The sequence below is a fragment of the Sanguibacteroides justesenii genome, from assembly GCF_003204205.1.
Taxonomy (GTDB): Bacteria; Bacteroidota; Bacteroidia; order Bacteroidales; family Marinifilaceae; genus Gabonibacter; species Gabonibacter massiliensis.
This window is the reverse complement of record NZ_QJPL01000003.1, coordinates 82,759-107,994: the sequence shown is the minus strand read 5'-3', so window position 1 is coordinate 107,994 and position 25,236 is coordinate 82,759. Positions and strand designations below refer to the sequence as shown.

At 39.0% G+C, this 25,236-nt stretch carries 19 protein-coding genes and 1 tRNA gene; 9 read left to right on the top strand and 11 right to left on the bottom strand.

Annotated elements, in window-relative coordinates; translation table 11 throughout:
* Window positions 1-143 precede the first annotated feature (143 nt).
* Window positions 144-524 carry a hypothetical protein gene (locus DMB45_RS05720; RefSeq protein ID WP_110688544.1) on the top strand — a complete coding sequence of 127 codons (381 nt, stop codon included), beginning with the start codon at window positions 144-146 and terminating at the stop codon, window positions 522-524.
* Window positions 525-876: 352 nt separating this feature from the next.
* Here the strand turns inward: DMB45_RS05720 and DMB45_RS05715 are convergent.
* Window positions 877-961: transfer RNA gene (locus DMB45_RS05715), tRNA-Leu, on the bottom strand.
* Window positions 962-1,153: 192 nt separating this feature from the next.
* Here DMB45_RS05715 and DMB45_RS05710 point away from each other — a divergent pair.
* Entirely contained in the window at window positions 1,154-3,562 is a 2,409-nt protein-coding gene (locus DMB45_RS05710) for a TonB-dependent receptor (RefSeq protein ID WP_041503017.1), read from the top strand.
* Window positions 3,563-3,575: 13 nt separating this feature from the next.
* Window positions 3,576-4,202: an HAD family hydrolase gene (locus DMB45_RS05705; protein ID WP_236685015.1), complete on the top strand. Its 627-nt coding sequence runs from the start codon at window positions 3,576-3,578 to the stop codon at window positions 4,200-4,202.
* On the opposite strand, the gene DMB45_RS05700 is transcribed toward DMB45_RS05705, so the two are convergent.
* From DMB45_RS05700 to DMB45_RS05665, 8 genes are all read right to left on the bottom strand, one after another.
* The gene (locus tag DMB45_RS05700; RefSeq protein WP_041505497.1) at window positions 4,199-5,539 is read right to left on the bottom strand and encodes an MATE family efflux transporter; all 1,341 of its coding nucleotides are present in this window, start codon (window positions 5,537-5,539) and stop codon (window positions 4,199-4,201) included. The two genes, DMB45_RS05705 and DMB45_RS05700, sit on opposite strands and share 4 nt — an antisense overlap.
* A gap of 65 nt (window positions 5,540-5,604) precedes the next feature.
* Entirely contained in the window at window positions 5,605-6,534 is a 930-nt protein-coding gene (locus DMB45_RS05695) for an ABC transporter ATP-binding protein (protein ID WP_041503019.1), read from the bottom strand.
* Window positions 6,535-6,759: 225 nt separating this feature from the next.
* Entirely contained in the window at window positions 6,760-8,343 is a 1,584-nt protein-coding gene (locus tag DMB45_RS05690; RefSeq protein WP_041505496.1) for a PKD-like family lipoprotein, read from the bottom strand.
* A gap of 23 nt (window positions 8,344-8,366) precedes the next feature.
* Window positions 8,367-9,065 (bottom strand): DUF4843 domain-containing protein, encoded by a 699-nt coding sequence (locus DMB45_RS05685; protein ID WP_041505495.1) that lies wholly within the window; start codon window positions 9,063-9,065, stop codon window positions 8,367-8,369.
* Between the two features lie 15 nt (window positions 9,066-9,080).
* A complete protein-coding gene (locus tag DMB45_RS05680) occupies window positions 9,081-10,559 on the bottom strand; it encodes a RagB/SusD family nutrient uptake outer membrane protein (protein WP_059026709.1) in 1,479 nt (492 codons plus the stop codon).
* Between the two features lie 11 nt (window positions 10,560-10,570).
* Window positions 10,571-13,945, bottom strand: a complete 3,375-nt coding sequence (locus DMB45_RS05675) for a SusC/RagA family TonB-linked outer membrane protein (protein WP_082027566.1) — start codon at window positions 13,943-13,945, stop codon at window positions 10,571-10,573.
* A 183-nt stretch (window positions 13,946-14,128) separates the two neighbouring features.
* Window positions 14,129-15,415 carry a site-specific integrase gene (locus tag DMB45_RS05670; protein WP_070807508.1) on the bottom strand — a complete coding sequence of 429 codons (1,287 nt, stop codon included), beginning with the start codon at window positions 15,413-15,415 and terminating at the stop codon, window positions 14,129-14,131.
* Window positions 15,416-15,496: 81 nt separating this feature from the next.
* Window positions 15,497-15,727 (bottom strand): helix-turn-helix domain-containing protein, encoded by a 231-nt coding sequence (locus DMB45_RS05665; protein ID WP_041503025.1) that lies wholly within the window; start codon window positions 15,725-15,727, stop codon window positions 15,497-15,499.
* A gap of 234 nt (window positions 15,728-15,961) precedes the next feature.
* Between DMB45_RS05665 and DMB45_RS05660 the strand changes: the two genes are divergently transcribed.
* From DMB45_RS05660 to DMB45_RS05650, 3 genes are all read left to right on the top strand, one after another.
* The gene (locus DMB45_RS05660) at window positions 15,962-16,522 is read left to right on the top strand and encodes an RNA polymerase sigma factor (RefSeq protein ID WP_110688543.1); all 561 of its coding nucleotides are present in this window, start codon (window positions 15,962-15,964) and stop codon (window positions 16,520-16,522) included.
* A 148-nt stretch (window positions 16,523-16,670) separates the two neighbouring features.
* The gene (locus DMB45_RS05655) at window positions 16,671-17,852 is read left to right on the top strand and encodes a FecR family protein (RefSeq protein ID WP_059026710.1); all 1,182 of its coding nucleotides are present in this window, start codon (window positions 16,671-16,673) and stop codon (window positions 17,850-17,852) included.
* A gap of 474 nt (window positions 17,853-18,326) precedes the next feature.
* On the top strand, window positions 18,327-18,743 hold the full coding sequence (locus DMB45_RS05650) for a carboxypeptidase regulatory-like domain-containing protein (protein WP_041505493.1): 417 nt from the start codon (window positions 18,327-18,329) through the stop codon (window positions 18,741-18,743).
* Between the two features lie 339 nt (window positions 18,744-19,082).
* Here the strand turns inward: DMB45_RS05650 and DMB45_RS05645 are convergent, their stop codons facing one another.
* The gene (locus DMB45_RS05645; protein WP_041505492.1) at window positions 19,083-19,556 is read right to left on the bottom strand and encodes a DUF2059 domain-containing protein; all 474 of its coding nucleotides are present in this window, start codon (window positions 19,554-19,556) and stop codon (window positions 19,083-19,085) included.
* Window positions 19,557-19,670: 114 nt separating this feature from the next.
* Between DMB45_RS05645 and DMB45_RS05640 the strand changes: the two genes are divergently transcribed.
* Window positions 19,671-21,029 (top strand): S28 family serine protease, encoded by a 1,359-nt coding sequence (locus tag DMB45_RS05640; protein WP_059026712.1) that lies wholly within the window; start codon window positions 19,671-19,673, stop codon window positions 21,027-21,029.
* On the opposite strand, the gene DMB45_RS05635 is transcribed toward DMB45_RS05640, so the two are convergent.
* A complete protein-coding gene (locus tag DMB45_RS05635) occupies window positions 21,018-22,247 on the bottom strand; it encodes a 3-deoxy-D-manno-octulosonic acid transferase (RefSeq protein ID WP_041505490.1) in 1,230 nt (409 codons plus the stop codon). The genes DMB45_RS05640 and DMB45_RS05635 overlap by 12 nt on opposite strands.
* Window positions 22,248-22,503: 256 nt before the next feature.
* Between DMB45_RS05635 and DMB45_RS05630 the strand changes: the two genes are divergently transcribed.
* Both DMB45_RS05630 and DMB45_RS05625 read left to right on the top strand, forming a co-directional pair.
* Entirely contained in the window at window positions 22,504-23,718 is a 1,215-nt protein-coding gene (locus tag DMB45_RS05630; RefSeq protein WP_041503030.1) for a DUF4252 domain-containing protein, read from the top strand.
* A 96-nt stretch (window positions 23,719-23,814) separates the two neighbouring features.
* Window positions 23,815-25,227 carry an efflux transporter outer membrane subunit gene (locus tag DMB45_RS05625; RefSeq protein WP_235375051.1) on the top strand — a complete coding sequence of 471 codons (1,413 nt, stop codon included), beginning with the start codon at window positions 23,815-23,817 and terminating at the stop codon, window positions 25,225-25,227.
* Window positions 25,228-25,236: the final 9 nt, after the last annotated feature.

Below are 25,236 nucleotides of genomic sequence, written 5' to 3'. Positions count from 1 at the left end.
ATCAATTAGCGACCGCCCAAAGCGGTTGTAACGAGCGTATTTTGCCCCTTGCATGGTGGTGGTCGTGGAAACACCCACACGGCAACTAGTTGAGCCGAGGACACCTAAACAACGGGCTTTTTTTATTCCTAAATCAATTAGTAATGGAAACAACAAAATTAACCGTCCAAGAGGACAAGAGAGAGCGAGAACACGAGGGAAGAGTTCCCGTCCGTCCATCCCGTTTTAACAAGATCGACAAGCTAACACGAGAGCAGCGTGACGAGCTGGCCGTCTTTGGCAAAAAAGTGCTAGAGGTGGGAGGTTTTGTCGTGCTCGTGGATGCTTTATTGCACTGCCTGGAATTTGGAGTTCAAGAAAAGGGTTTCATGGAGCAAGGCTATGCAAGTATCATTATAGAGTTGATACAATGTATTACCGGTTTACAGAATGAATGTTATTCTGATCACGTGACCTTGTGGGAAAGATGTGGGGTTGAATATGACAATGATGTTAACGGGTGGGAGCGCAGAGGGATTATTTAAACGCCATCAAAATTAAACAACAAAATAGAACTGGTAAACCTTTGCCGCGAACCCGGTAACGTGAAACGATTTAAAAAACTTCCTCGATAGATACTAGTACCATCCTCCTACTTATAAGCATCCCCGGTTCAATCATGGCCGGGGATTTCCTTTTGAAAAAAAAATCGGGCTTCTATATCATCCCCATTCCCCATGAATTAAAAATTCACTTGTCACTATTTGGCAAATTTTATCAGTGTTTACCAGGGCACCTCATCGGTATTTTCCTATGATTTTGTAGTTTGTTTATACCCTGTTTATACCTGAGAAATAATAATCCCCTCAAAATCAGTTGATTAAGAGGGGATTATTGTACCCAGGGCGGGAATCGAACCCGCACGTCTTTAAGGGACACTGGATTTTGAGTCCAGCGCGTCTACCAATTCCGCCACCTGGGCAAGAACTCGGGTGCAAAAGTAGTGCTTTTCTTCAAATTTCCAAAAAAAACGATTCTTTTTTATAGATATTCTTTACATTTTCGTCTGAAATCCCATAAAGAATTCAGTTTACAACACGATTAAGGACCATGAATGGAGGTGAACGGGATATTTTTAGTTATATTTGTGAATTCCGAACTCAAATAAACCGTTATGAAAATCCGACGAATACTTCTTTTTCTTTTTTTTAATCTTTTCCTTTTTTCCTCTTTTGCACAGGAAAAAGGGGTAGTAAAAGGACGAGTAGTCGATCGTAAAAATAATGAACCCATTCCTTTTGCCAATGTAATCATCTGGAAAACGACCATCGGAGTTACTACCGACACCAATGGTTATTTCCGAATCGAAAAAATACCACTCGGTTTTAATCGACTCGAAGTAAGCAGTTTAGGCTACAAAACGATCCTGTCTGAAGAGTTTATGGTAAATACGGCTTCGGAAAAAACCATTAATATTGAACTGGAAGAGAGTAGCTTCGCTTTAGATCAGGTGACCATAAAAGCCGATCCCTTTCGTAAAACCAGCAACAGTCCCATATCTCTGCAACGGATCGGAATTGCCGAAATCGAGAAAAATCCGGGAGGTAACCGGGATATTTCCAAGGTATTGCAATCGATGCCGGGAGTCCTTTCTTCTCCCGCATTCCGAAACGATTTCATTGTCAGAGGAGGAGGTCCAAGTGAAAATCGTTTTTACTTGGATAATGTGGAAATACCTAATCTAAATCATTTCGCCACCCAAGGTTCCTCCGGGGGAGTAGTAAGTATCATTAACGTGGATTTTGTCAAGGAAGTCGATTTTTATGCCGGAGCTTTCCCGGCATCGAGGGGTAATTTGATGAGTTCTTTATTGGAGTTCAAACAAATAGCGGGAAATCCGGATAAATTAAAATTCAGGGGCACTTTAGGAGCAACCGATTTCGGTCTCTCCATCGACGGACCTCTAACTCCCAAAACGACATTCATTGCCTCGGCCCGCCGGAGCTATCTTAAAATGTTGTTCAATATCATCGGACTGCCATTTTTACCCGTATACAATGACTTCCAGTTCAAAACAGAAACAACAATCGACGGCAAGGATAAACTGACCGTTATCGGTATAGGAGCTTACGATGTAAATCATTTGAATAAAGGGATGAAGCACCCTGACGACAATCAAAAATATTTACTCCGTTATTTACCGGAAAGTAAACAATGGAGTTATACCATAGGCATCACTTACAGGCATTACGGCAAACATTGGAACAACCTCTTCGTGCTGAGCAGAAGTACCCTACAAAATGAAATCGAAAAGTATACAGACAATAACCAAAACCGTCCGAAATCAACGGACTATAGTTCGGGTGAAACCGAAAATAAATTTCGTTTCGAACATCAACGGTTGCTAAAAGCCAGCATCCAACTCAATTTAGGTACGGGTATCGAGCATGCGGCCTACAAGAATAAAACCGTCAAAACATTATTCACGCAAGGAGATATTTCCTCCATTCATTACAATCACGATTTCCATTTTTTTAAATGGTCCTTTTTCGGACAAGCTAGTAAAATATTCGGAGATGAAAAGTTAACCCTCTCTTTGGGCATTCGGGCAGACGGGAACAATTACTCTTCCGATATGCAAAATCCTTTCAAGCAACTCTCCCCCCGTTTCTCTTTATCCTACGGATTAACACCATTCTGGTACATCAATTTCAACGTGGGACGCTATTACCAGTTACCCTCCTACACGACCATGGGATACGCGAATGCGGAAGGCCTCCTCGTGAATAAAGACAATCATTTAAAATACATTTCAACCGATCATTACGTTGCCGGTATCGAATTCCGCATAGGAGACCTTACCCGGATAACCCTCGAAAGTTTCTATAAAAAATACGATCATTACCCTGTCTCTTTGTTGGACAGTATCGTCTTGGCCAATAAAGGTACGGATTATGTCGCCGTGGGAGACGAACCGGTAAAATCTTCAGGAGAAGGCCGGGCATACGGAATCGAATTCATGTTACGAACCCAGAAACTTTTCGGACTCACGGCTTCTGTTGCCTATACATATTATTACTCGGAATTTAAAAAAATGGATAAAAATTTTCGACCGACATCTGTTTATATTCCGAGCAGCTGGGACAATCGACACATTTTCTCGTTAACAGCGATACGGAAATTCGGGAATTGGGATATCGGGATGAAGTGGCGTTACGCGAACGGGGCTCCTTCCACCCCTTACGATGCAAAGACCAGTTCTTTAATCGTCGCATGGGACGCCAAACATCAACCCTATTACGACTATTCTCGTTTCAACAGCGAACGGGCCTCGGCCTTCCACCAATTGGACATACGGGTCGATCGAAGTTTTTATTTCCATCGTTGGTCTTTGATCTTATACGCTGATATTCAAAATATCTATAACCATAAAACCAAAAGTCCGGATTTATTAGTTCCAGCAGAGAACCCGGATGGTAGTTACATCGTAGATAAAAACAATCCGGACCATTATATCATGAGATATATTAAAAACGATACAGGTACACTACTTCCATCCATTGGAATTATTATTGATTTTTAAACACCAGAACCATATGATAAAGAACATTATTTTCGACTTAGGCGGAGTTGTCGTAGAATGGAATCCCAAACTCATCCTCCAAACCTTTCCCGGTAATCCGGATCTCATTCGATACATTCACGCGAACGGCTTTTTCTCCAACTATTGGTCGGCATACGACAAAGGCATCCTGACCAGAGAACAGGTTATAGAGAAAATCGCACCTTTAACAGGCTGTTCCGTGGAAGATTGTAATGAATTTATAGAATTCGTGAAAGTTTCATTAGTCAATATACCGGAAACGGAAAAGCTGATTCAAGAATTATCCCAACGGGATTATAAATTATTTTGCCTCTCTAATATGTCCGAAGATTTTTATGAATACCTGAAGCCAAGAAAAGTTTTCAGTTATTTCGAAGGAAAAATCATCTCCGCCATCGAAAAGATGGTCAAACCGGATCGAGAAATATACGAATTGCTTCTGAATCGTTATCATTTGAAAGCAGAAGAATCCTTGTTTATTGACGATTTGCCAGCCAATATTCAGGCAGCTCAAAAGATGGGGATACATACCGTACATTTCACGGATAAAGAGAATGCATACCAAGAGATTAAAGACAGACTGAAGACTTCCCAAAGATGTATCGTCGAATCCGTTTAGCGATTCCGCAAAACATAGTAATAACGGAAACACAACATCACTCCGGTAAGGGTCAGTCCTACAGGATACCCGATCCATATTCCCTCAATACCCCAATTCAACACAAAACCAAGTATGTAGGAAACCGGCAGGGCAATCACAAAATAACCGACAAACGAAATGACAGCCATGGAGGTGACATCCGCGATTCCCCGTAAAGAATTTGCATACGTGATCTGTAAACAATCCCCGAATTGATAAAAAACCATAATCACCATTAATACGGCGACCAAATGTACCACCTCTCCCGAAGTCGTAAAAATATACCCGATATATCCTCTACTAAAGAAAAAAAAGCATGCCACAGCGGCAGCCAATACAAAGATCAGATGAAAACCTGCCATAGTCGCTTGCCTCACGTTAACAATATCTCCTCTCCCGTAAAAATTACTTACCCTCACGGAGATAGCAGCTCCGACGCCGTAATAAACCATAAACCCTAAGGTCGAAACGGCGACGACGACCTGATGAGCAGCCAACGCAATCGTCCCCAGCCATCCGATCATAACCCCGCTCACGCTAAACAGAGCCGTTTCCATACCCATTTGCAATCCGACCATCATGCCCATTTTATTAAGTACTCCTACATCTCCCCTATTATAGCTTGTTCGTTTATACCCCACCAAGTAGCGACGATAGCCGCTTCTACGATAAAACAACATGACAAAAGCAACAAACATAAGCACGCGGGAAGTCAACGTTGAAATTCCGGCTCCCGTCAATCCTAATGCCGGAGCTCCAAACTTCCCATAGATAAAAATATAATTTCCGATAATATTCAACAGGTTTGCCGACAACATAATACACATAGGAGTAACCGTATCCGTTATTCCGTCAGCAAATTGTTTAAAACTATTGAACATCATAACAAAAACCAGAGAAGCTAACTGCAAGAGAAAATAGGGACGAATAATCGGTAACAACTCTTCAGGTTGTCCCATCCTATCCACATAAAGATAAAGTATCCACATGATCACAGACAACAAAATCCCTATACATAGATTAGCCAACAAACTGTTTCTCAACAATCCTCCCACCCGGAATTTGTCACCCCGACCGTAATATTGCCCGACCAGGGGCGTTAACCCGTAAGAAAAACCTAAACCGAATAAAATCGGAATATTGAAAACACTATTGACAAACGAAGCTGCCGCCAAATCCGCTGTACCGTAACGTCCGACCATAATATTATCGGCCAACCCCACCAACACGATGCCCAATTGTCCCAAAACAATAGGAACACCCAGACGTATCGTATCTACATAATGTCTTCTATACTGCTGAAAATAAGTTACCATTCCCTCTGTTTATTTGACGAGCAAAGATAAACAGAAAGAATGGTAAGCAAAATATCGTTCTATATTTATTTGAATAACTCTCCGGCAAGTTCTTTTTCCGCCTGCATATCCATTTTGTCCTTCAAGACGAAGTCCATGTAATAAACGTAAGCGTGCTCCAAGTTCGGTTCAATAGCTTTACAAGTGAAACTTTCATCAATCTTCTCTGCCACGACCTGAATCTCCATGCCGCCTTCCGTCGGGATCGTGGATACAACCGGATATTTCTCCTTTACCTCCTCGTATTCCGTTTCCGTGACAAACAATTCCCATACTTTTCCTCTGGCTTGGGAAATCATTTCATCGGGAGAACCTTTAAATTTCAATTCTCCCCTGTTCAACAAGGCCAAATTCTTACAAGTACTTGAAATATCGCCTACAATATGAGTCGATAATAAGATAATCGCATCTTTATCACTAATATCGGATAAAATATTCCGGAAACGGATACGTTCCTCCGGGTCCAAACCGGTTGTCGGCTCATCGACGATGATTACTTTCGGATTACCGATAATAGCCTGCGCAATTCCCAATCTTCGTTTCATACCACCGGACAAACGATTAGCCCAACGATCGCGAACTTCGAATAATCCTACCTTACGTAACATTTCATCTACAAGCTCTTTCCGTTGCTTCTTTTCGATTCCGGCTAAACCCGCACCGTAATCTAAAAACTCCCAAGTCTTTAATTTCTCGAAAAAACGAAAATCCTGCGGTAAATATCCTAATAAAGAACGGATGGCTTTCCGGTCTTTTGCGATATCGTAATCATCAAAAAATATCGTCCCCGATGTCGGTTCCTGTAAAAGCGTCATAATCCTCATCAAAGTAGTCTTTCCTGCCCCATTCGGTCCTAACAATCCAAACATTCCCGACTCAATCTCCAGATTCAGGTCATTTAAGGCTTTTTTTCCTCCGGGATAAACTTTATCCAAATGCTCAATTTTAATTTTCATGATCTTAGGTTTAAAAGTTAATACACGACACGGTCTACTAACAAATTTGCTTCTAAAATTAAGACATTTATTTTAGTTGTATGTGTTTTTGTTTATTATTATCCTCTATTTAACATATTTTATGTTATATGGTCTCTATCCTGTTACCTGTTTCGATTTCACAAGGCACAAAAAAGAGCCGTCGAAACGACGGCTCTTGACATACTTTGCACGTTAATACAAACGTTACTGCCAGAACGTAAATTCCGAAGTATGTTTGTAGATCACATCAACAATTCCGTCTCCAAACCCTGAGCACCGGTACAGAACTTCTGGTTTATTATAGTATAATGCAGCATCGGTCATGTGATAAAAATAGAACTCCCCGTTCGAAAGCCCGACACCTAAACCGGGATACCCGGACCACATAGAATAGGTATATCCCTCATTCGGACAAAGAGCGGTTACGGATTTCCCGTTAAAATTATCATGTACGAACGTCTCGCCATCCACCATACGGTAACAACACAAGAGATCATTATTCGCTCCCCCGCTAAAGAATAAATACTCTCCTGTCTTATACAAAAAGAATTTGCTGTTCGGCGTGATGTATTCACCCCCGGAAAAATCTTTTTGCAAGTATGCTTCTTCAATAGTCACACCTCCACTTGATCTTGCCGGAACCCCAAATTGTTGAATCTTATATTTCCCGGAAGGATCTTTCAATATCATCACGTATTTACTGCTTCCGCCGTCCCATTCGTAGTCGCCATAAGCGGCGACATAGGTCAACTCCATATCTCCTAAATTATCCAAAGGAGTATAATTCTCTGCCGGCCAGCCATCTTCACAGAACAAAACCACCATAGCAGCCAAATTAGAACCGAAACAAGCCGAATAAATCAAACGGCGGTTGGTTTCGTCATGTAATAAAAAGTTATTGGTATTCGTGTAAATCGGTTGAATTAACCGTTCGATTTTACCTCCTTTAACTCCGTTATCCACGTCTATATACATAGGTACATTCACGTAAGCATTAGAATGGAAACCTTCATTAGACAACATCTCCCGGTTATACAATTTTCCATCCGCATTCAACAGAACATTAATGGAGGGGTGATAGCAAACATCAACAGGTGCAAGATTAGCAGGAGGATTTTCATTCACAAACTCTTGTTTTGTAGTAATCACCCTTTCAACGGTCGTCCCGTCCACCTCTACGCATCCGTCTCCGCCCTTCTGGATTACTAAAAATTCACTCTTATTCATCCCTGCAATATGTTGAATTACCTTCTGTGGCCCCGTCCCTAAATCAGTTCCGTTCACATCCTTATAAACATGATAATAGATTTTATAATCCTTAAAATCTTTCGGATCTCCGAACTCCATAAATCCTTGTACCTTAACAAAACCCAACCTTGACGTTTCTCCCTCTTTGTACAAAACCACAAAACAATCCTGATAAGGAGAAACACCACTCAACAATAACGTACCGACATATTGAACCCCCGTACGGGTATCCGTTGCCTCCAATCTAAAACGATATTCACGAATTTGTAAAGGAGTGAATTCCAATATCTTTTTATTGGAAACAGAGTCCTTCCCATCATACCATATATACGTAAAATAAACCGAATCGGCAGGAACTTCATATTCGACCTTAGGATCGTAGGTGACAGGCTCCCCCACTATCGCCTGCAACGAAGCCATAGTTCCTTTATTAATAGTCAATCCCGGCAATTCAATATATTTGTAATTCCCTTCATCATCGATACAGGACCAAAAACCCAAAAGTCCAGCTATCAAAATCAATATATATCTTGTCTTCATTGTCATTCTATATTTAATGATTCTTAATTCCCTAATACCGGTACACTCGATAACATCAACGAGTTATCTTCATCATAACACGGGTCACCCATTTCCGACAAACGAATCAACTCGTTTTTAAACTCGAGGGCCAATGCCCGTCTCTCATCGTAATTGTAATCCGTCAGGTCTCCGACTTTCGTCACTTCCATAAACTTTCTGAATTTTGTCACGGTATAGGGACCTAAAAATATTTTTTCAACCTGACCACCTTCCGGCCACCACGTGGGACGAGTTACTTCATCACTAAACCATATGATTTTCCGTGTATAAATCGTCTGCCCAGGCATTAAATCTCCCCCGGATTGAATCTCAACGACGAGTCTGACTTTCCGGGTTAAATCCACTTTTTTCAACGTCAGATAAAGCGTATCTTCCGTTTGGTTCGGCTTAAAATATATCTCTTCGGGAAGTCCGTATTGACTCGGTTTAGCCGTTGTCTCATTCTCGACCACCTTTATCACAAATTTCGTTTTTTCCTTCAGAGGATCACCCACTAACTTTACTGCTAACGGTATCTGCAAATCATTCGCCCAAGAATAGAAGAAAAAAGAGTATTCAAGGGAATCGGTCCAAATATCAGTAAACTGCACGTAATGCTCAGGACCATACATTGGAATCTCCTCTTTACTGCAAGAGATCAGTAAAGATATTCCTATCAAAAGAGAAAATAATCTTCCCATAACGATTTCATTTTATTAGTAAATATTTTCATTTTCAGGGACAGGCAACACAAACTTGGATTTGTCCATTTGAATGATCTGTGTTCCGCTAACGATCGGTCGGTTCAAACGTTTAAACAAGAAAAAAGCTTGTCCTTCCGCCAAATACTCTTTCTTCCCCTCCCAAATCAATTCGTCCGTATAATTATCGGCAGAAATCTCCCGCAATGCTCCCCGTTTCGCCCGGACTTTATTCATATAAGCCACTCCTTCTGCCTTTGTAGCTTCTTTAGCCACAAGACATTCACTCAAGATATAATAAATTTCACTCAAACGCAACACGGGAATTAAAGGTTCTTGAGCATGAACCAACTGCTCGTCGGTATCCAAATCCAACCATTTTTTAGTTACTACATTACTTGATCCCGGAATCGGTTGACGTTGATAAGCACGATAATCCAACCCGTCATTCCGGCCCGTAAACATGGCATCCCAATCTTTTACGTACATACCGGCTTTTGTCGAGGTTTTAAAGTCCGCAATTTTTTCCAACAAATGATCGTCATAAAGAGCGAAAATAATATCGTTCCAGTATTTCACGTAGAATTTTTTATCTACGGTAGAAACAAAATTCTTTTCCGTGAAATCAATCCTATCTTCTCCTCCCTCATCCGACACGTAACGTGTTAAAATACCCCGGCAATACTTCTCGGCATTCGTCAGATCTCCCGCGTACATATATGCCCGCGCCAAGAGTCCCTGAATCGCCATATAGTTCATCCGCCCGCCTCTCAGGGTAAAGAAACGTCCGCCTTCAGCAGCATCGGAAACCTGTAAACGAGCTTCCGGACTTGCCATATACCACTTATTATAAACCGTATCGTAACTTGCCACTAAATCTTTTGCCGTCAAAAAATCCTGTATCACCAATTCCATAATCTGGGATACGGTCTTTTTGCCTTCAAATTTAGAAGGGTATACATTAAAATAAGGAATATAACTGCCGCCATCACCCGTAACGGGTGCCGGAGCAAACAAACGTAACAGATCGAAATGAATAAAGGCCCGTAAAGCGAAAGCTTCGCCCATAATCAAATTCTTTTCAGCATCGCCCAATTCAAAGAAAGACCCCTTTTTACCCTCTATCTCGCTGATCAGTTTATTGCAATTGGCTATCGCCTTATAAGACTTCGACCAGATCGTAGAAATAATCTCTTTATTCCCCGCTAATCCGTACTGGTATTTTACCAAACCGGAATAAGCTTGCTCTATATCATTATCGTCATATGTTTGAGCTAAAACACTCAAGAATCCCCAGGATAGTTCCCGTCCGTAAAGCTCTTGCGAAGAGAGCATTTCATAAACTCCGTTCAAGGCGTTTCTAAAACCCTCGCCATTTTTGAAGAGCTCCTCGTCCGTCACCTGATTTTTAGGCGAAACATCCAACCATTTATCACATGAAGAGAGTGATACAAGCAGCAGGATGACTATAAATATATTTCTATCTATTTTCATAACCGACTATTTTAAAAACTTACGTTTAATGTAAAATCAAAACTTCTGGCAAAAGGATAAGACAATCCTCTCTCTTGTTTTACACTCGAGAAATGGGCCACGTCATTCATCTGGAACTGTAACCGCAACATACTCAGTCCAATTCGGTTGATCAAATCCGTATTAAAATCATAACTCAAAGTCAATGCTTTGAAATCTACCCGATTATTCTTCTGAACAAAACGAGAAGTAGGACGTGTCGTGTACTCGCGTTCCTTAATAGATTTCAATTTCGTGCGATCTCCCGGATTTTGCCAACGCTGAGTAAGAACGCGTTTATCCGCATTCGCGTATCTTAAATCCACATTTTCTACCTTATCCACCAAGGTCTGATTGTATTCATACCCTCCGAAATCATAAGTAAAAGTGGCGAACAATGAAAATCCTTTATATTGTAGATTCACACCAAAAGCTCCTGTCACGTCAGGTTCCGTATCTCCTAAAATCATTTGTTCCGAAGCGATCCAATCATAACCGATTGTTCCGTCCCGATAGACATAGATCTCCTTGCCGTCGCTCGGATTAATACCCAATGACTTCATACCCCAGATCGAAGTTAATGATCCGCCCTCGGTATATTTCATCAAAGGTTTACTGTACTTGGAATCTTTCCAATTTGAATCGTAATCCGCAAACTCGGCATTCACCCGGTCATTATATTCTTTAAGCGACTCTGAGATTTTCCGGATTTTATTTTTATTATGAGCCAAATTTCCGAATACAATCACATTCCAATCTTGATTTCTCAAAACAGTAGCCCGAACGTCCAACTCAATTCCTTTGTTCTGAACTTCTCCGATATTATCCTTATAACTCGTAAAACCTGTAGAGGCCGGTAAGGTTACATCGGAAATTAAGTCTTTGGTTATCTTATTATACCAACCGATTTTAAATTCAAGAGCATCCTGCAAAAAGCCCAACTCCAACCTCACATCATAATTATCCGTTATCTCCCAGGTCAAATTATCATTACCCATATAGTAGAGTTGTAATGCATTTCCGGTCCCATAATATTTTTTGGTAATCTCATAAGTATGTTTGGCCGCATAAGGTTCGAAATCAACTTTTCCCGTTTGTCCGAAAGTTCCGGTAACTTTCAGTAGACTCAACGTCGGATTACCCTTTAAAAAAGAGTAATTATGTATGTTTAAACCCACACCGAATGAATAGAAAGGAGCTGTTCTTTTCTTAGAGCCGAATTCAGAAGAACCGTCCAGACGAAAAGAAGCGTCGAACAGATAGATATCGTCATACGAATAATTCAATGCCATCAATCCACCGAATAATCGGGTATGATTATCCGTGTAAGTCGGCTCCTGAGTCTCTTCCGCATAACTCGGAGAACTCAATGTTCCGGAGGGGAATCCTCTGTAATAAGTAGATGTTTGGTCATAACGCTCTTCCCGGGCATTAATACCGATAGAAAAATTTATATTATGCTTGGCAAAGGACTGTACGTAATTAGCCATCACTTTCAAATCCCAACTTATCGCTTCCATTTTCGTTTTGGACAAATCACCGCGTAACGCTTTTGATTCGTACACGCTTTTAAATTTATCCGACAGCGGATCCGTGAAAACTTTCGTCCACTCATCTTTTTTGGTGATCGAGAACTGTCCCTGTACCTGCATACCGGTAAAAGCATACCAATTGACTTGAAAATTATTAGTCAAATCACTATACCCTCCTTTATCATAATTATTTAAAATCTTAGCTTCGTAAAAAGGATTTTTCGTGTTGGAACCGTAATGCCAGGGTAAGGTCTTCAAATAATCCCCGTTTTCATCCACAAAAGGCACATAAGGCAATCGTGTTGTATATTCGCTGAAAGTACCATAAGGAGAATTGGTCGATTTTTTTACATCATAACTGACTTTATTCTTGATTTGAAGATGTTTACTCCGATAATCAATTAAAAAACCGGTTCCCACAACTTTACGACCCGAACCTTTCATTACACCGTTCTGAACATCATATCTTAAATCAACCCCGAAACGAATATCGTTCACACCACCTTCAATATATAAACTGTGCTTATGATTAAATTCATTTCGCAGAGGTTGAGAGATCCAGTCACTATCGACCCCTTTTAGAACATTGTTCCGTTTAGCAATCAACTCTTGTTGTAACTGCTGATACTGTAAATCGTCATCATTTTCATAAAAATCGGCAGCGATCTCCGCATCCAGTTTTTCTCGGGCATTCATCAAGTTGTAGTCCGAAAGATCAGGTACGGTCAAACCTCCGGTGAAATTATAGGAAGCTCTCAATTTACCGGGAGTCGGAGCCTTTGTTTCTATAACAACGACTCCGTTAGCAGCACGAGAACCATAAATAGCCGTCGCCGCGGCATCTTTCAATATAGTTATGCTCTCAATCCGGTTGGGATCAAAATCATACACCTTTTCAACCGTCGTCTCATAACCATCCATGATAAAAATAGGTGTATTGGGATTATTCTTTAAAGCCGTTTGAGAAATAGAGGATTTATCCAATTCCTTTACACCTATTCCGGAGCGTCCGCGAATATAGAATTCCGGCATGGTATTCGGATCCGATCCCATATCGTTGTTTCGCATGATACGAAAAGAAGGATCGAACACTTGCAACACATTAATTACATTCCGGGAAGAAACCTTTAACAAGTCTTCTTTCCCTATTCGAATCGCATTTCCGGTAAAACTGGATTTCTTAATGTTGGCATATCCCGTGACCACAACATCCTTCAATGTTTCGGTTGCCTCTTTCATGATCACCTTTATATGAAGGGAATCTTTGATAACAATCTCCTGAGTCTCCATACCGATAAAAGAGAATACCAACGTTAACTTTGCCGTATCCGGAACAGACAACTTAAATTTTCCTTGAGGATCGGAACTAACTCCAATGGTAGTTCCCTTAATTCTGACGGTAACGCCGGGAAGCGGCTGTTTCGATTCATCCATGATCTCCCCCGTAACGGTTTTCTCTTTCTTTTCATCTGCCGAACGGGCCGTCAGCACAAAGATATCATCGACTACCTTGTAGGTTAAATTCGTGTTTTCCAAACATTTGTCCAATACCTCCCGGATAGTCTTTTCTTTCATGTCCAAATCAAATCTGTTCGTAGATTTTACTTGTTCGTGATTGTAAAGGATTTCACACCCTATCACGTTCGTTAAATATTCCAGCGCGGAGAGCAAGGTTACATCTTTAAGATGTACTGTAACGATCTTGTTTTGTTGACCATACAGATTTTCTCCGAAAATAGACAAGACCGTAAAAAGCTGGATAAAGAGAACTATACTCCCTTTATAAAACAACTTTCTACACCTGTTTCTAAAGAATGAATGATCGTTTTTTCTCATTTTTGTAGTAGTTAAATTATAAATAATTATTCACATATTTTTATCTAATTCATTGGTGACGACAGCCTCTCAATAAATACTTTTGTCCCCGACGGACAATTTGAACAATTACTTATGCATTAATTATAAATGAGTTGTATTGGGACATTATTCTTTGTCGGCCATGATGTAAGCCAGAATGGATTATAATCCTTTAAAAAAAGGATGTTCCTGCAATTGTCTTGCGTTATCTTCTTGCGTTATGCGGATATAACGTAAAAAAACTTTCTCGGAAGAATGTCCCGTAATTTTCATGATGGCAAGTGTCGGTACGTGCGCCAGATAAGCATTCGTGGCGAACGAGCGGCGGGCCGTGTGGGCTGTCACCAGTTGCCATTTTTCCAAGATTTTTTGCACTTTCTGATTTTTTCTTGTCTCTTCAATAATAATAGCCGATTTTATACCTGCTCCTTTAGCTATTCTTTTGATATATTCGTTAAATAGACTATTAGAGGGTACGGAAGGAAAACCGAAATCATATTTTCGAATAATTCTTTTTACGATGGGGTGCAAAGGAATTTCAATGATCTCGTTCGTTTTTTGTGTTTGAAGCCGGATGGTATTATTCTTGGTTATATTCTCTCTTTTTAGTCTGGAAAAGTCGGAAAACCGTAATCCCGTGTAAGCAGCCAAAATAAACATGTCTTTTACTTTTTCCAAATGGACGGCACAGTCATATTGGTCGATTTGTTTCAACTCCTGTGTTGACAGATAGATTGTTTCTTTGTCTTCTGTTGGTTTTCTAAACGTTTTTTTTCTATAATCATCGCTTACGGTAAAGCCTTTTTCATACGCACGACGCATCCAAGTCTTTATATGTTTGATAATTTTTCCGACCGTATTTAGTTTGTAGTTGTGAACTATTAAATACTTTGTAAAATCATTATAAAAATCAAGATCTATCTGGTCTAAGCGAAGTCTTTTTCGTTTATGATCGAAATATGTTTTCAAGATCTTGACACTACACCAATGACTTGTCAAGGTGGAAGGACGATAGTCCGATACATCTTCCAAATAATAGTGGACAAACTTTAATAAATCGCAAGAGGAGGAGAGATTGGTTTTAGGGTCTAATTTGAAACGGATTTGATTTCTTACATGTGAAACCGTAGGAACTTGCTTTTTCCTTTGACATTCTTGCAGAATATCAATAAGTGTATTTCTGGTTTGTTCTATTTCTGAATTTATATTCAGCAAATGTTTTTTTAATATCGGGTTCCCTTTTAAATCTGCATTTACTCTACTGTCTATAACAGCACAACCGTTTTGATTATCCCAGTATAGAGGATTGATTTTCAGTTGACGCGGTAAATAATAAGTAAACCTACCATCTGACAACATCATACGGATTTGTATCAAACTCCAATTTGCCTTTGGCCTGAATAGACTGAATCTGATTCGACCAATAATTCGATCTATATTTGTATTCATAAATTGTATTTTTCCAAACGGGCGATAAATATGCCAATTGATACGCCAGTTTTTGAAGATCAATTCTTCTATTGCCATTATTTATTCATTGTCGATATGAGGAAAAAAATCCCCGGGGGCACACTCCAAATACTGTGCGATTTGATAGAGTTGCGTTACACTATATTTTGCCGGATAGTGCAGGCTCTCGACTTGCCCGATAAAACCTAAGGATACACCTATGCCATAAGCTAACTCTGCCTGGGAAACTTTCAATTCCAAGCGGCGTTTCTTGATTTTTTCAATGACTTGTAGATCTATCTTAGATTTCATACCAACAACTTACCTATGCGAAGTAACTGAAAAATAATATTTTTGTACTTAGCAGTACTAAGCAGAATGTTATGTGCCACTAAGTCAATAAGTAGTAATCTCTGTAATATTAACGAGTAACGATTCTTTTTGTTACCCAAAAAATATTTTTTTGATATAATGTCACCCGTTTGTTAATTTTTTTTGTCATATACCATACGGATATGTATATTTGTTATAAAATACATCTAATGTATGGCGGAATTAACACATTATACTTCAATTTTCGCGACAGATGAAAAATGCAAAGAGACGTTTTGCAAATTTTATCCGGGATTGTGCCTTTTTGCGCATCGTATAGTAAAAAATTTCGATGAAGCAGAAGATATTGTCCAAAATACATTTATAGCTCTGTGGAATAAGAACGTAGAGCTGACAAAAAAGACATCACTGAAATCTTATTTATATAGTTCTGTTTATAATGCTTGTATTAATCACGTGAAGAAGCAAGCTTACGTTGGTGAGAAAATGAAAGAATTTCATCAAGAAGAATACGATGATAAAAATTACTTGTTACAACGTATCGAGAACGAGGTGATAGAAGAAATCTTTCATACGATAGAACGTCTCCCGGAAGAGTGTAAGAAAGTATTCAAATTAAGTTATATAGAGGGACTTGAAGTTAATCGGGTTGCCGAAATATTAGATATTTCGGAAAACACAGTGAAAACTCAACGATTGCGAGCACGTAAATTTTTAAAAGAAAATCTGAAAGACCTTTTCCCGTTATTATTATTTTTTATACCGAATCTATAAAAATACACAGATATGAATAAGTGCGAGAAGCATTGAAATGCAATATGTTATAGATTGATGTTTTTTTTGATAAAAAAAATAAACAAGTATTGTCACCCTCGGGACGTTATTTTTTGTCATATACATGAATTGTAATCCAAAATTAAGAATGGAAAAAGAAGCAACCATAGAAATCATATCAGAATTAATCATTAAAATGATTAAAGGGACTATTGATATGGATGAAAAAGTTGTTTTGGACAAATGGATTGCACAATCCTCCGAAAACAGAGCATTATACGAGCATTTATTAGATGAACGGTATGCTTTGAAACAGTACCAACTTTATCAACAGATAGAACCGGAAAAAGTTTGGGGTAAAATTTCAAAGCGAGAAAAGAAACAATATCATTGGATTCGTTTTGTCGGATATGCTGCTTCTTTTTTATTATTAATAGGGGGAGCTTTTCTTTATTGGCCTGGACAAGACCAAAAGAACGAAGAACGGGTGTCCGTAATGACTGTCCAAAATAATATTTTACCGGGGACAGGGAAAGCGACATTGATTCTCTCCGACAAACGAGAAATTCAATTAGGGCAGGAACACCAAGTTCAGATGATGGATAGTACAGGTATGCGTTTCAAAAACGATTCATCTACTCTATATTATTCGACGGAAACATCGCTAACGGATACAAATGCGGGAAATGACATTCATACTTTAGTCGTCGGGCGTGGAGGAGAGTTTTGCGTGCAACTGCCAGATGGAACTGTCGTCTATTTAAATTCAGATTCTAAATTAAGATATCCATTGGTTTTCAATTCTGAAGAACGCAAAGTATATTTGGAAGGAGAAGCTTATTTTGAGGTAAAATCTGATAAAAGTCGGACCTTCGTTGTTGAAAGCAAAGGTTTCTCGATTAAAGTTTTGGGAACTTGTTTTAATGTATCGAATTACAAAGAAGACGATGTTTCGCGTATCGTTTTGTTAAGCGGGAGCGTGGAGGTTGCTAAAGCGGATAAAAATTACAGGCTTACTCCAAATCAAGCATTGGAGATTACGGAGAATAAAATCGAAATAAAGAAAGTCAATGCCGTAAATTCAATTTCGTGGAAAAATGATAAATTTTATTTTTCAAACGAACGTTTGGAAGTGGTTATGAGAACATTGGCCCGTTGGTATGATGTGAATCTTTTTTATACGAATCAATCTATTAAGGACTATCATTTTTCGGGGTTTATTCCAAAATACGAGAAGATATCCAAAGCATTTGAAATTTTGGAGTTAACGGCCAAAGATGTAAAATTTGATGTTAAAGACAAGACCGTGAAGGTCATGAAATGTGAATAATTAACCATATCGGATTTGAAATGAAATTATTCATCTTGACTATAAGATGAAGTAGAGAGTTGTATGTATTAATGGTATGTATGTGAAATCTGATTAAAAAATCATGAAAAATCCAATACGGTTATTGTTATTGAAATAATTAGATTGTCCGTCGGGGACAAAAAAGTTGGTAAAGTCCCCCTAAAACAATCGTTTTGCAAAAAGTTAAATATCAACTTTCTGATAGATAACAAAAATTGTATTTTCCCCTATAAAATAAAAACACAAAAAATGCTATTTTACTAATAATTTCAATGGCAAATCTTCCGTCTAGTGCAATAATTTCTTTTAGTATTCGTAATGTAAATAATATCAGCGGCCATGGATAGAATGCAAGCATTAAAATAAATCTCCAAAAAAATTGCTTTCTATAGTTTTTTTTATAAATTTACAAAACACATCGTTCCTAATTATTAACCACAAAATTACATTGATATGAAAAGTTTAGCTTTAAAATTATTTTTATTCTCTTTTCTACTTATTGAAGGAGGAGATTTATTCGCTGCCAAATTTGTATCTGTAAGCGGAATTGTAAAAGATAATCTATTACAACTCCCTATAGAAAACGTTATGGTAGGCTATGATGGAAATTATACTTTTACTGATTCAAATGGACGGTATTATTTAGAAATACCAGAACCAGGAACCTATTTTATAACTTTTTCTCATGTAGGATTCAAATTGAGTGTAGAAGTTTTAATAGTATACCCTAATCAAGGAGGTGAAATCATTATGCGGGGAGATACTTATCTCATATGGGAGTTTTCAAAAAAATTCTCTAATAAAACTCAGCCCTCTTTATATTACGACTTTCTTGCATATATTAAAAAAGACAAACTTCTATTAGTGTAATCTCATTAATCTTTATAACGTAAATATGATTCTAATCCACAAAACAAAATACAGGAACGTACGACCGAAGGGAAATAGCAACTAGCTACTCGGAAAAATCATAAACGTTATAAATGTCTTATTTATAGATATTCAACAAATAGAAGAAACAGAAGAATATCGATATAAAATTTCTTCTGTTTTTCTATTCTAACAGCAAATTGCCCTTTCTTTTTATTCTTACAAATACCTAAAGCTCATCAGTCAAAACCTTTTTTATGCTCTTTCCTTAACTCAGAACGAAAAATGGGAGCATCTTTTGCCGGATACTCCCATTATTCATATCTTTTCAAACAGGTATTATTGCATAGGTAAAAGACTTTTGTCCTGTAACATTTTTTGAACTTTCAAAGCAATGTAACTACCCCATTGTTGAGCAACCTGCATACTCATAATCATCGGTTGGGTTGCAGCCAATTTTTTCCCGATCGGAGTCTCGTAAAATTTAATAATCTCTTCTAAATCAGCCTTAGTCAATTGTTTTTCATAAACAGGAGCTAATAGAGTAACTAAATCATCCAAAGCCGTTCCCTCTATCTCTTTTTGCATAGCATCAAGATCAGTTGCCGGAATATTCGGAAGTTGTTGCTTAATCGCTGCAAATAGCTGGGGAATCACCATTTTAAAAGATAAGTCTGCACCCGAGATCTGCATCATTTTTTTCAATGTTTCAACATACTCTTTCGAAGGCTGAGTTGCCGGTGCTGTTGTTTGTGCTTTTGTTCCAACCCATACAAAAAGGGTTAAAACGACCATGATCATAATCTTTTTCATAAATCCTTTTTTAAATTATTCTGCAAGTATATCGATTTTACATGAAAAGCTATCATAACTCGAAGAAAAAATAAAAATATTTTATAAATTGCCGTCTAAATAAAACAATGGATCATGAAACATCTATTTCTTTTTCTTATCACAATGGTATTTATGTCAGTTACCTCATTAGCTGACACTTCTCTATTAAAAAGATTGCAAGAAATTAAAGAAATCTCCGATATCAAAAAAATGGATATATCTCCGTACAAGGAATACTACGAATTTTGGTTCGAACAGCCTGTTGACCATTCAGATCCGAGTAAAGGGAATTTTAAACAAAGAGTTTTGTTGGGACACCGCGATTTCAATGTACCCATGGTTGCCGTTTTAGAGGGGTACGGCATCCACACGGCAAACGAAAGTGAACTTTCTGAACTTTTTAATACAAACCAGATTACGATAGAACACCGTTTTTTCAATCAAAGCGTACCCTCATCCGGAATCCCCTGGAAATACCTCACGATTAAACAGGCCGCGGCCGATCAGCATAACATCATACAGGCCATCCGGAAAATATACCCCGGTACCAAATGGATATCCACAGGGATCAGTAAAGGAGGGCAAACCACTATATACCACCGTTATTTCTATCCGGAAGATGTAGAAATAAGCGTCCCTTACGTGGCTCCCATGAATTTGGAAGCTATTGACCCCCGATTGGAAAAATATTTGGACAATTTGGGAGGAACTCCCGAACACCGGAAATTGTTTGAAGGCGGAGGCAAAGATATCAAATGGCAGATCATCGATTTCCAGAAACGATGTTTTGAAAATCTAAATACGCTCGTGCCCAAGATGCAAGAATTTGCCCGGGACCATAACTATACCTTCCTTACGGTAGGCGGAGTAGAGAGAGCTACCAAATTGGTTATTTTGGAATTCCCGTTTGCCTTCTGGCAATGGGGAGCCGACATAAACGATATGCCGACAGAAGATTCCAGGGATATGAATGAAATTTTTAACTATTTGGTAACCGTATCTTCTCCCGATTTCTTCGACGATAAATCCATCGTGAAACTTCAACCCTTTTATTATGCAGCCTTAACGGAAACCGGTATGTACGCTTATGACATCAAACGATTCAAAAAATATTTTAAAGAAGAACCCGATAATACCATTGATTTCCATTTCGCATTACCTGCCGGAATCGACAAGGTTTCATTCAACACGAAGCAATTACAGGCGATCAACAAATGGCTTCAAACGAATGCTCAAAACATGTTGTTTATATACGGGGGACTTGATCCCTGGAGTGGAACGGCCGTGGATTTAAAGAAAAACGAGAAGTGTTTGAAATACGTGAAAGCGGATATGGACCATAAATGTAGAATACAGAGTTTCGAAAACCTGACAAAATCAGCTATACTCAAAAAATTGAATAGTTGGATTAAAGGTATCGAAGAAGAAGAATCAGAGGAATTAATTTATTAATTGACGAATAATCTGGTCGGTAGCTCCCAACCGACTACAAACAAAATTCAGGGCATTCGTTCCGGCCGTCTCCGTGATTGCCGGATTTTTTATTAAGGAATCCATAAGAGCCGTAAATTCATCCGTACTTTTTATCGTAAATGCCCCTCCGCATTCCAATAAATCCACAGCTTCTTTAAACTTATGAAATTTAGGACCAAAAATAACCGGAACTCCGTAAATGGCAGCTTCCAACGTGTTATGAATCCCTTTACCGAACCCTCCCCCGATATACGCGATCGCCCCGTAACGGTAAATAGAAGAGAGTAGCCCTATGCAATCGACTAATAGAACCCGACAAGCGGCAAGATCTGCCCGCTCATCCGTAAAACGAGCTATTTTTTTCTTACAACCGTCCATAATTTGTTTCAAATGGCTCTCCCCGATTTCATGCGGCACGATGATCCATTTATAAGTATCATCTTGCCTGTTAATATAATCGAGAATAATTTCTTCATCTCCGGGCCAAGTACTTCCACAAACGACAGCACGTTTATCCGAACAAAAAATCTCTACCCGATCAATTTGTTTGGCAAGATCCGCAATTTGCTTTACCCGATCAAACCGCGTATCACCCGTTTTTTGAACGTTAGTAATCCCAATAGACGACAAGAGCCGGACAGACTCTTCATCCTGTACAAAAAGTTTCGTGAAGAATCCCAACATCTTCCGATGCAAACCGCCCCACCATTTAAAGAATGGTTGTTCTTTTCTGAATATGGCCGAAATCAAATAAACGGGAATCCGACGTTTGCTTACTTGGCGCAGATAATTATACCAATACTCGTATTTTACAAAAACAACGGCATCAGGACGTATGGAATCCAGAAAATGCCGAGCATTTGAAGGAGTATCTATAGGCAAATAGAATACATAATCGGCACCGGCGTAATTTTTACGTATTTCATAGCCGGAAGGTGAAAAAAAAGTCAATACTATTTTTGTCGTCGGTTCCTTTGCACGTAACATCTCCATAACAGGACGCCCTTGCTCGAACTCCCCCAACGAAGCAGCATGGAACCAAACCAATTTACCCTCTCCCCGATCTATATTTTCCAACTTCTCCCCAAGACCTTTTCTCCCCTGTATCCATAAAGAAGCTTTTTCATTAAAGCAAGCAGCAATACGAATTGCAAAAAGATAAAATACAATACCGATATTATATACAAATACAGACATACCTTATGATTTTAACTTATGAATCTCCGATTTTACCCCCAATTTAATATTTTCTACGGCAGAATTTTTTCCTTTAAATAGTTTTCACCGTAATTTCCTTTGATGTTTTATCACGCCTCAAAGGTATAAAAATTCTAACCTGATAGCATAACTTTTGTAAATAACGTTAAGCATAAACGATCATCTTGATTATTCATTAATTTTACCGGAGAATTAACACGAAAATCAGTCACAATATAAATTAAAAACTTAAGTTATGAAGATTCTGAATCTATTCATGGGCATTATGATGAATACCATTCTCATTTTCCCACTCCAAGCACAAATTGGAAAAGAGATGAAAACCTTCCGTAACAAAGAAGGAATAACCGTGACCATGCTGAACCCGTCACTTTACGGATTATATAAAAAGAATAATCTTTCGCTCTCCGCGGAAGAAGTACTTAAAAAGGTAAAAGAAATCAATGTTCTTCAGATTGACCGCCAACAAATAAAAGCTAACGTCCTCGAGAATATATACCATCGGTTAAATCCCCTATTAGAAAACGAGTCAAAATACAACCAAGTGCAAAGTTATCAAGGAGTCACGAGAAATGAACGTATTTTCGTCACGCAAAATGACGATACGATTACTTCCCTGGTTCTATGGAATGAGGAAAAAAATAAAACTACGATCATCGAACTGAGGGGAGATATCGAATTGAACAAGATTCATCTATTGGCAAATGCCCTTCAGGTAAAGGGTATGGACGTTCTCGCCTACATCAATGCACCCGAACAGGAAGAAGAAAACATCCTGGACAGACATCAGGAACTTTTAAAAAGATTCTTACAAGAAAACCCCTTTCATAATGACTCTACCACGTTAAACGGATTTTTAAAAAATCACCGGGAGCGATTGGGTAGCATGGACGAAATGTTTGCACGAATGCAAGAAATGATGGAAAACATGGGGAATTCATTTGAATATCGACAAGGAACGACTTCAGACAACGGCTTCGAAGAGTTTATGTCCAACGGCTTAGAGGTCATCCAAGAAAACGGAAAAACCAAGATTAAAGTCAATGCTCAAAATTCGAAGATCATCTATTTAATCGACGGAAAAGAATTTTCTGCCGACAGTATAGGTAATCGTATTCCGGATGAAATCGCCACCGTTAATATGGTTCGTTCTCCCGAAGATCCCAAAACGTCCTATGTCGTGATCAATACCAAACAAAAAGCCGGCAGATTCATCAGTTACGCCGACGGTATTTTAAAATTCAATCACGAGCATCAGGATTATACCTTTAACATAGATAAACTGGACGAGCCGATTTTAATCATTAATAACCGATTAACCAGAAATTTGGATATCGATCCGGCAGATATTATCCAAATCCGTCCTATAACCGAAATCGAGAGTAAAATATTGGGATATCCGTCTGCCCAGGTCATTATCATTGTCGATAAAATGATATTCGGTTTCTAACTTTTCCAATAAAAAACCGTATAGCTGCAAAAGAGAAAGTCGTCTTTCATCTGGACGACTTTCTGTGAATTGTATTAAACGATCAACAATACGTTTATGAGACAAGCAGCAATACCCATGAAGCCAGGAGTTTTTCTTCTGATTATTACCTTTATGATTCTTCACCCGGGCTTTGGCCAAAACAAAATGATCCGGTCAAAGCAAGAAAATGAGAATTCTAATCTGCAACAACCCCTTCCCTCACAAGACGAGTGGTGGAAATTATTCAAGGATCCGATTCTTGACTCGCTAATCATTAAAGCTGTAAATAGAAACTATGATGTACGGATTGCAATCCGTAAAATCGAAATGGCAAAATCGAAATTAAGAGTAGACCGTAGTCCGTACTACCCCTCTATCGATCTTACCGTAAATTATGCTCCTGAAAAAAGCAGTCTGAGCGCAGACAAAAAAAACATAATCGAACGGAACGGAACAGCAACACTAAATTTAAATTGGGAATTGGATATATTCGGAAGAATTCGTAAAGAGAGCTCTTCCCAAAAAGAGTTCTATCTGGCAGCCCAAGAAGATTACCGGGGAGTTATGGTTTCCATGGCAGCCCAATTATCAACGGCCTACATCAATTTACGCACGGCACAAAAACAACTTCAGGTAACACAAGAAAACTTGGAATCACAAAAAAAGGTCATGGAATTGACCGTCTCTAAATTTGACGTGGGATTAGTATCACAATTAGATGTCGCACAATCCAAAAGCCTGTATCTACAAACAAAAGCCAGTATTCCCGGAATAGAATCTTCCATAAACGAAGAAATTAATCTAATCAGTGTTTTAATCGGGGAACACTCGGACCTCCTGCGGGAGAAATTACTAAAAGCCGAACCGATCCCGACCAATCCGAGAAAAGCAGCTCTCGGAATTCCGGCAAATCTTATCCGGCAACGTCCGGACGTTCGTTCCGCAGAACGAACCATTGACGGTTTAGCTGCCGCGGTCGGAGCCAGTCGCGCCGACTGGTGGCCAAAATTCCTACTTACCGGATTTTTCGGGTATTCATCGGAACAGTTTGAAAACTTCACAGACCGCGACAACATGATATGGCAAATCGCTCCCACGATGAAGTGGACCATTTTTAGCGGTCGTAATCTCGTCGAATCGGAAAAAACAGCTCAATTACAACTGGAAGAAGAAATTAACAATTATAATCAAACCCTATTGACCGCCATTCAAGAAGTGGACAATGCCATGGTCACCTATAACAAGTCATTGCAACAAATTTCGGCTATGAAAGAGGCTTTCCAGCAATCCAAACTCACGTTAGAATTGGCCATAAACCTGTATAAAAGCGGATTGACGAACTACCAGAATGTCCTCAGCTCGCAAGTAAGTTTGTTAAACTACGAGAACTCTCTGATTCAAGCCCAAAGCATATCGCTTCGGTACCTTATCCAATTATATCAGGCATTAGGAGGCGGATGGCCGATCGGAGACCGTCTCGAGAAATAAAGAAATAAT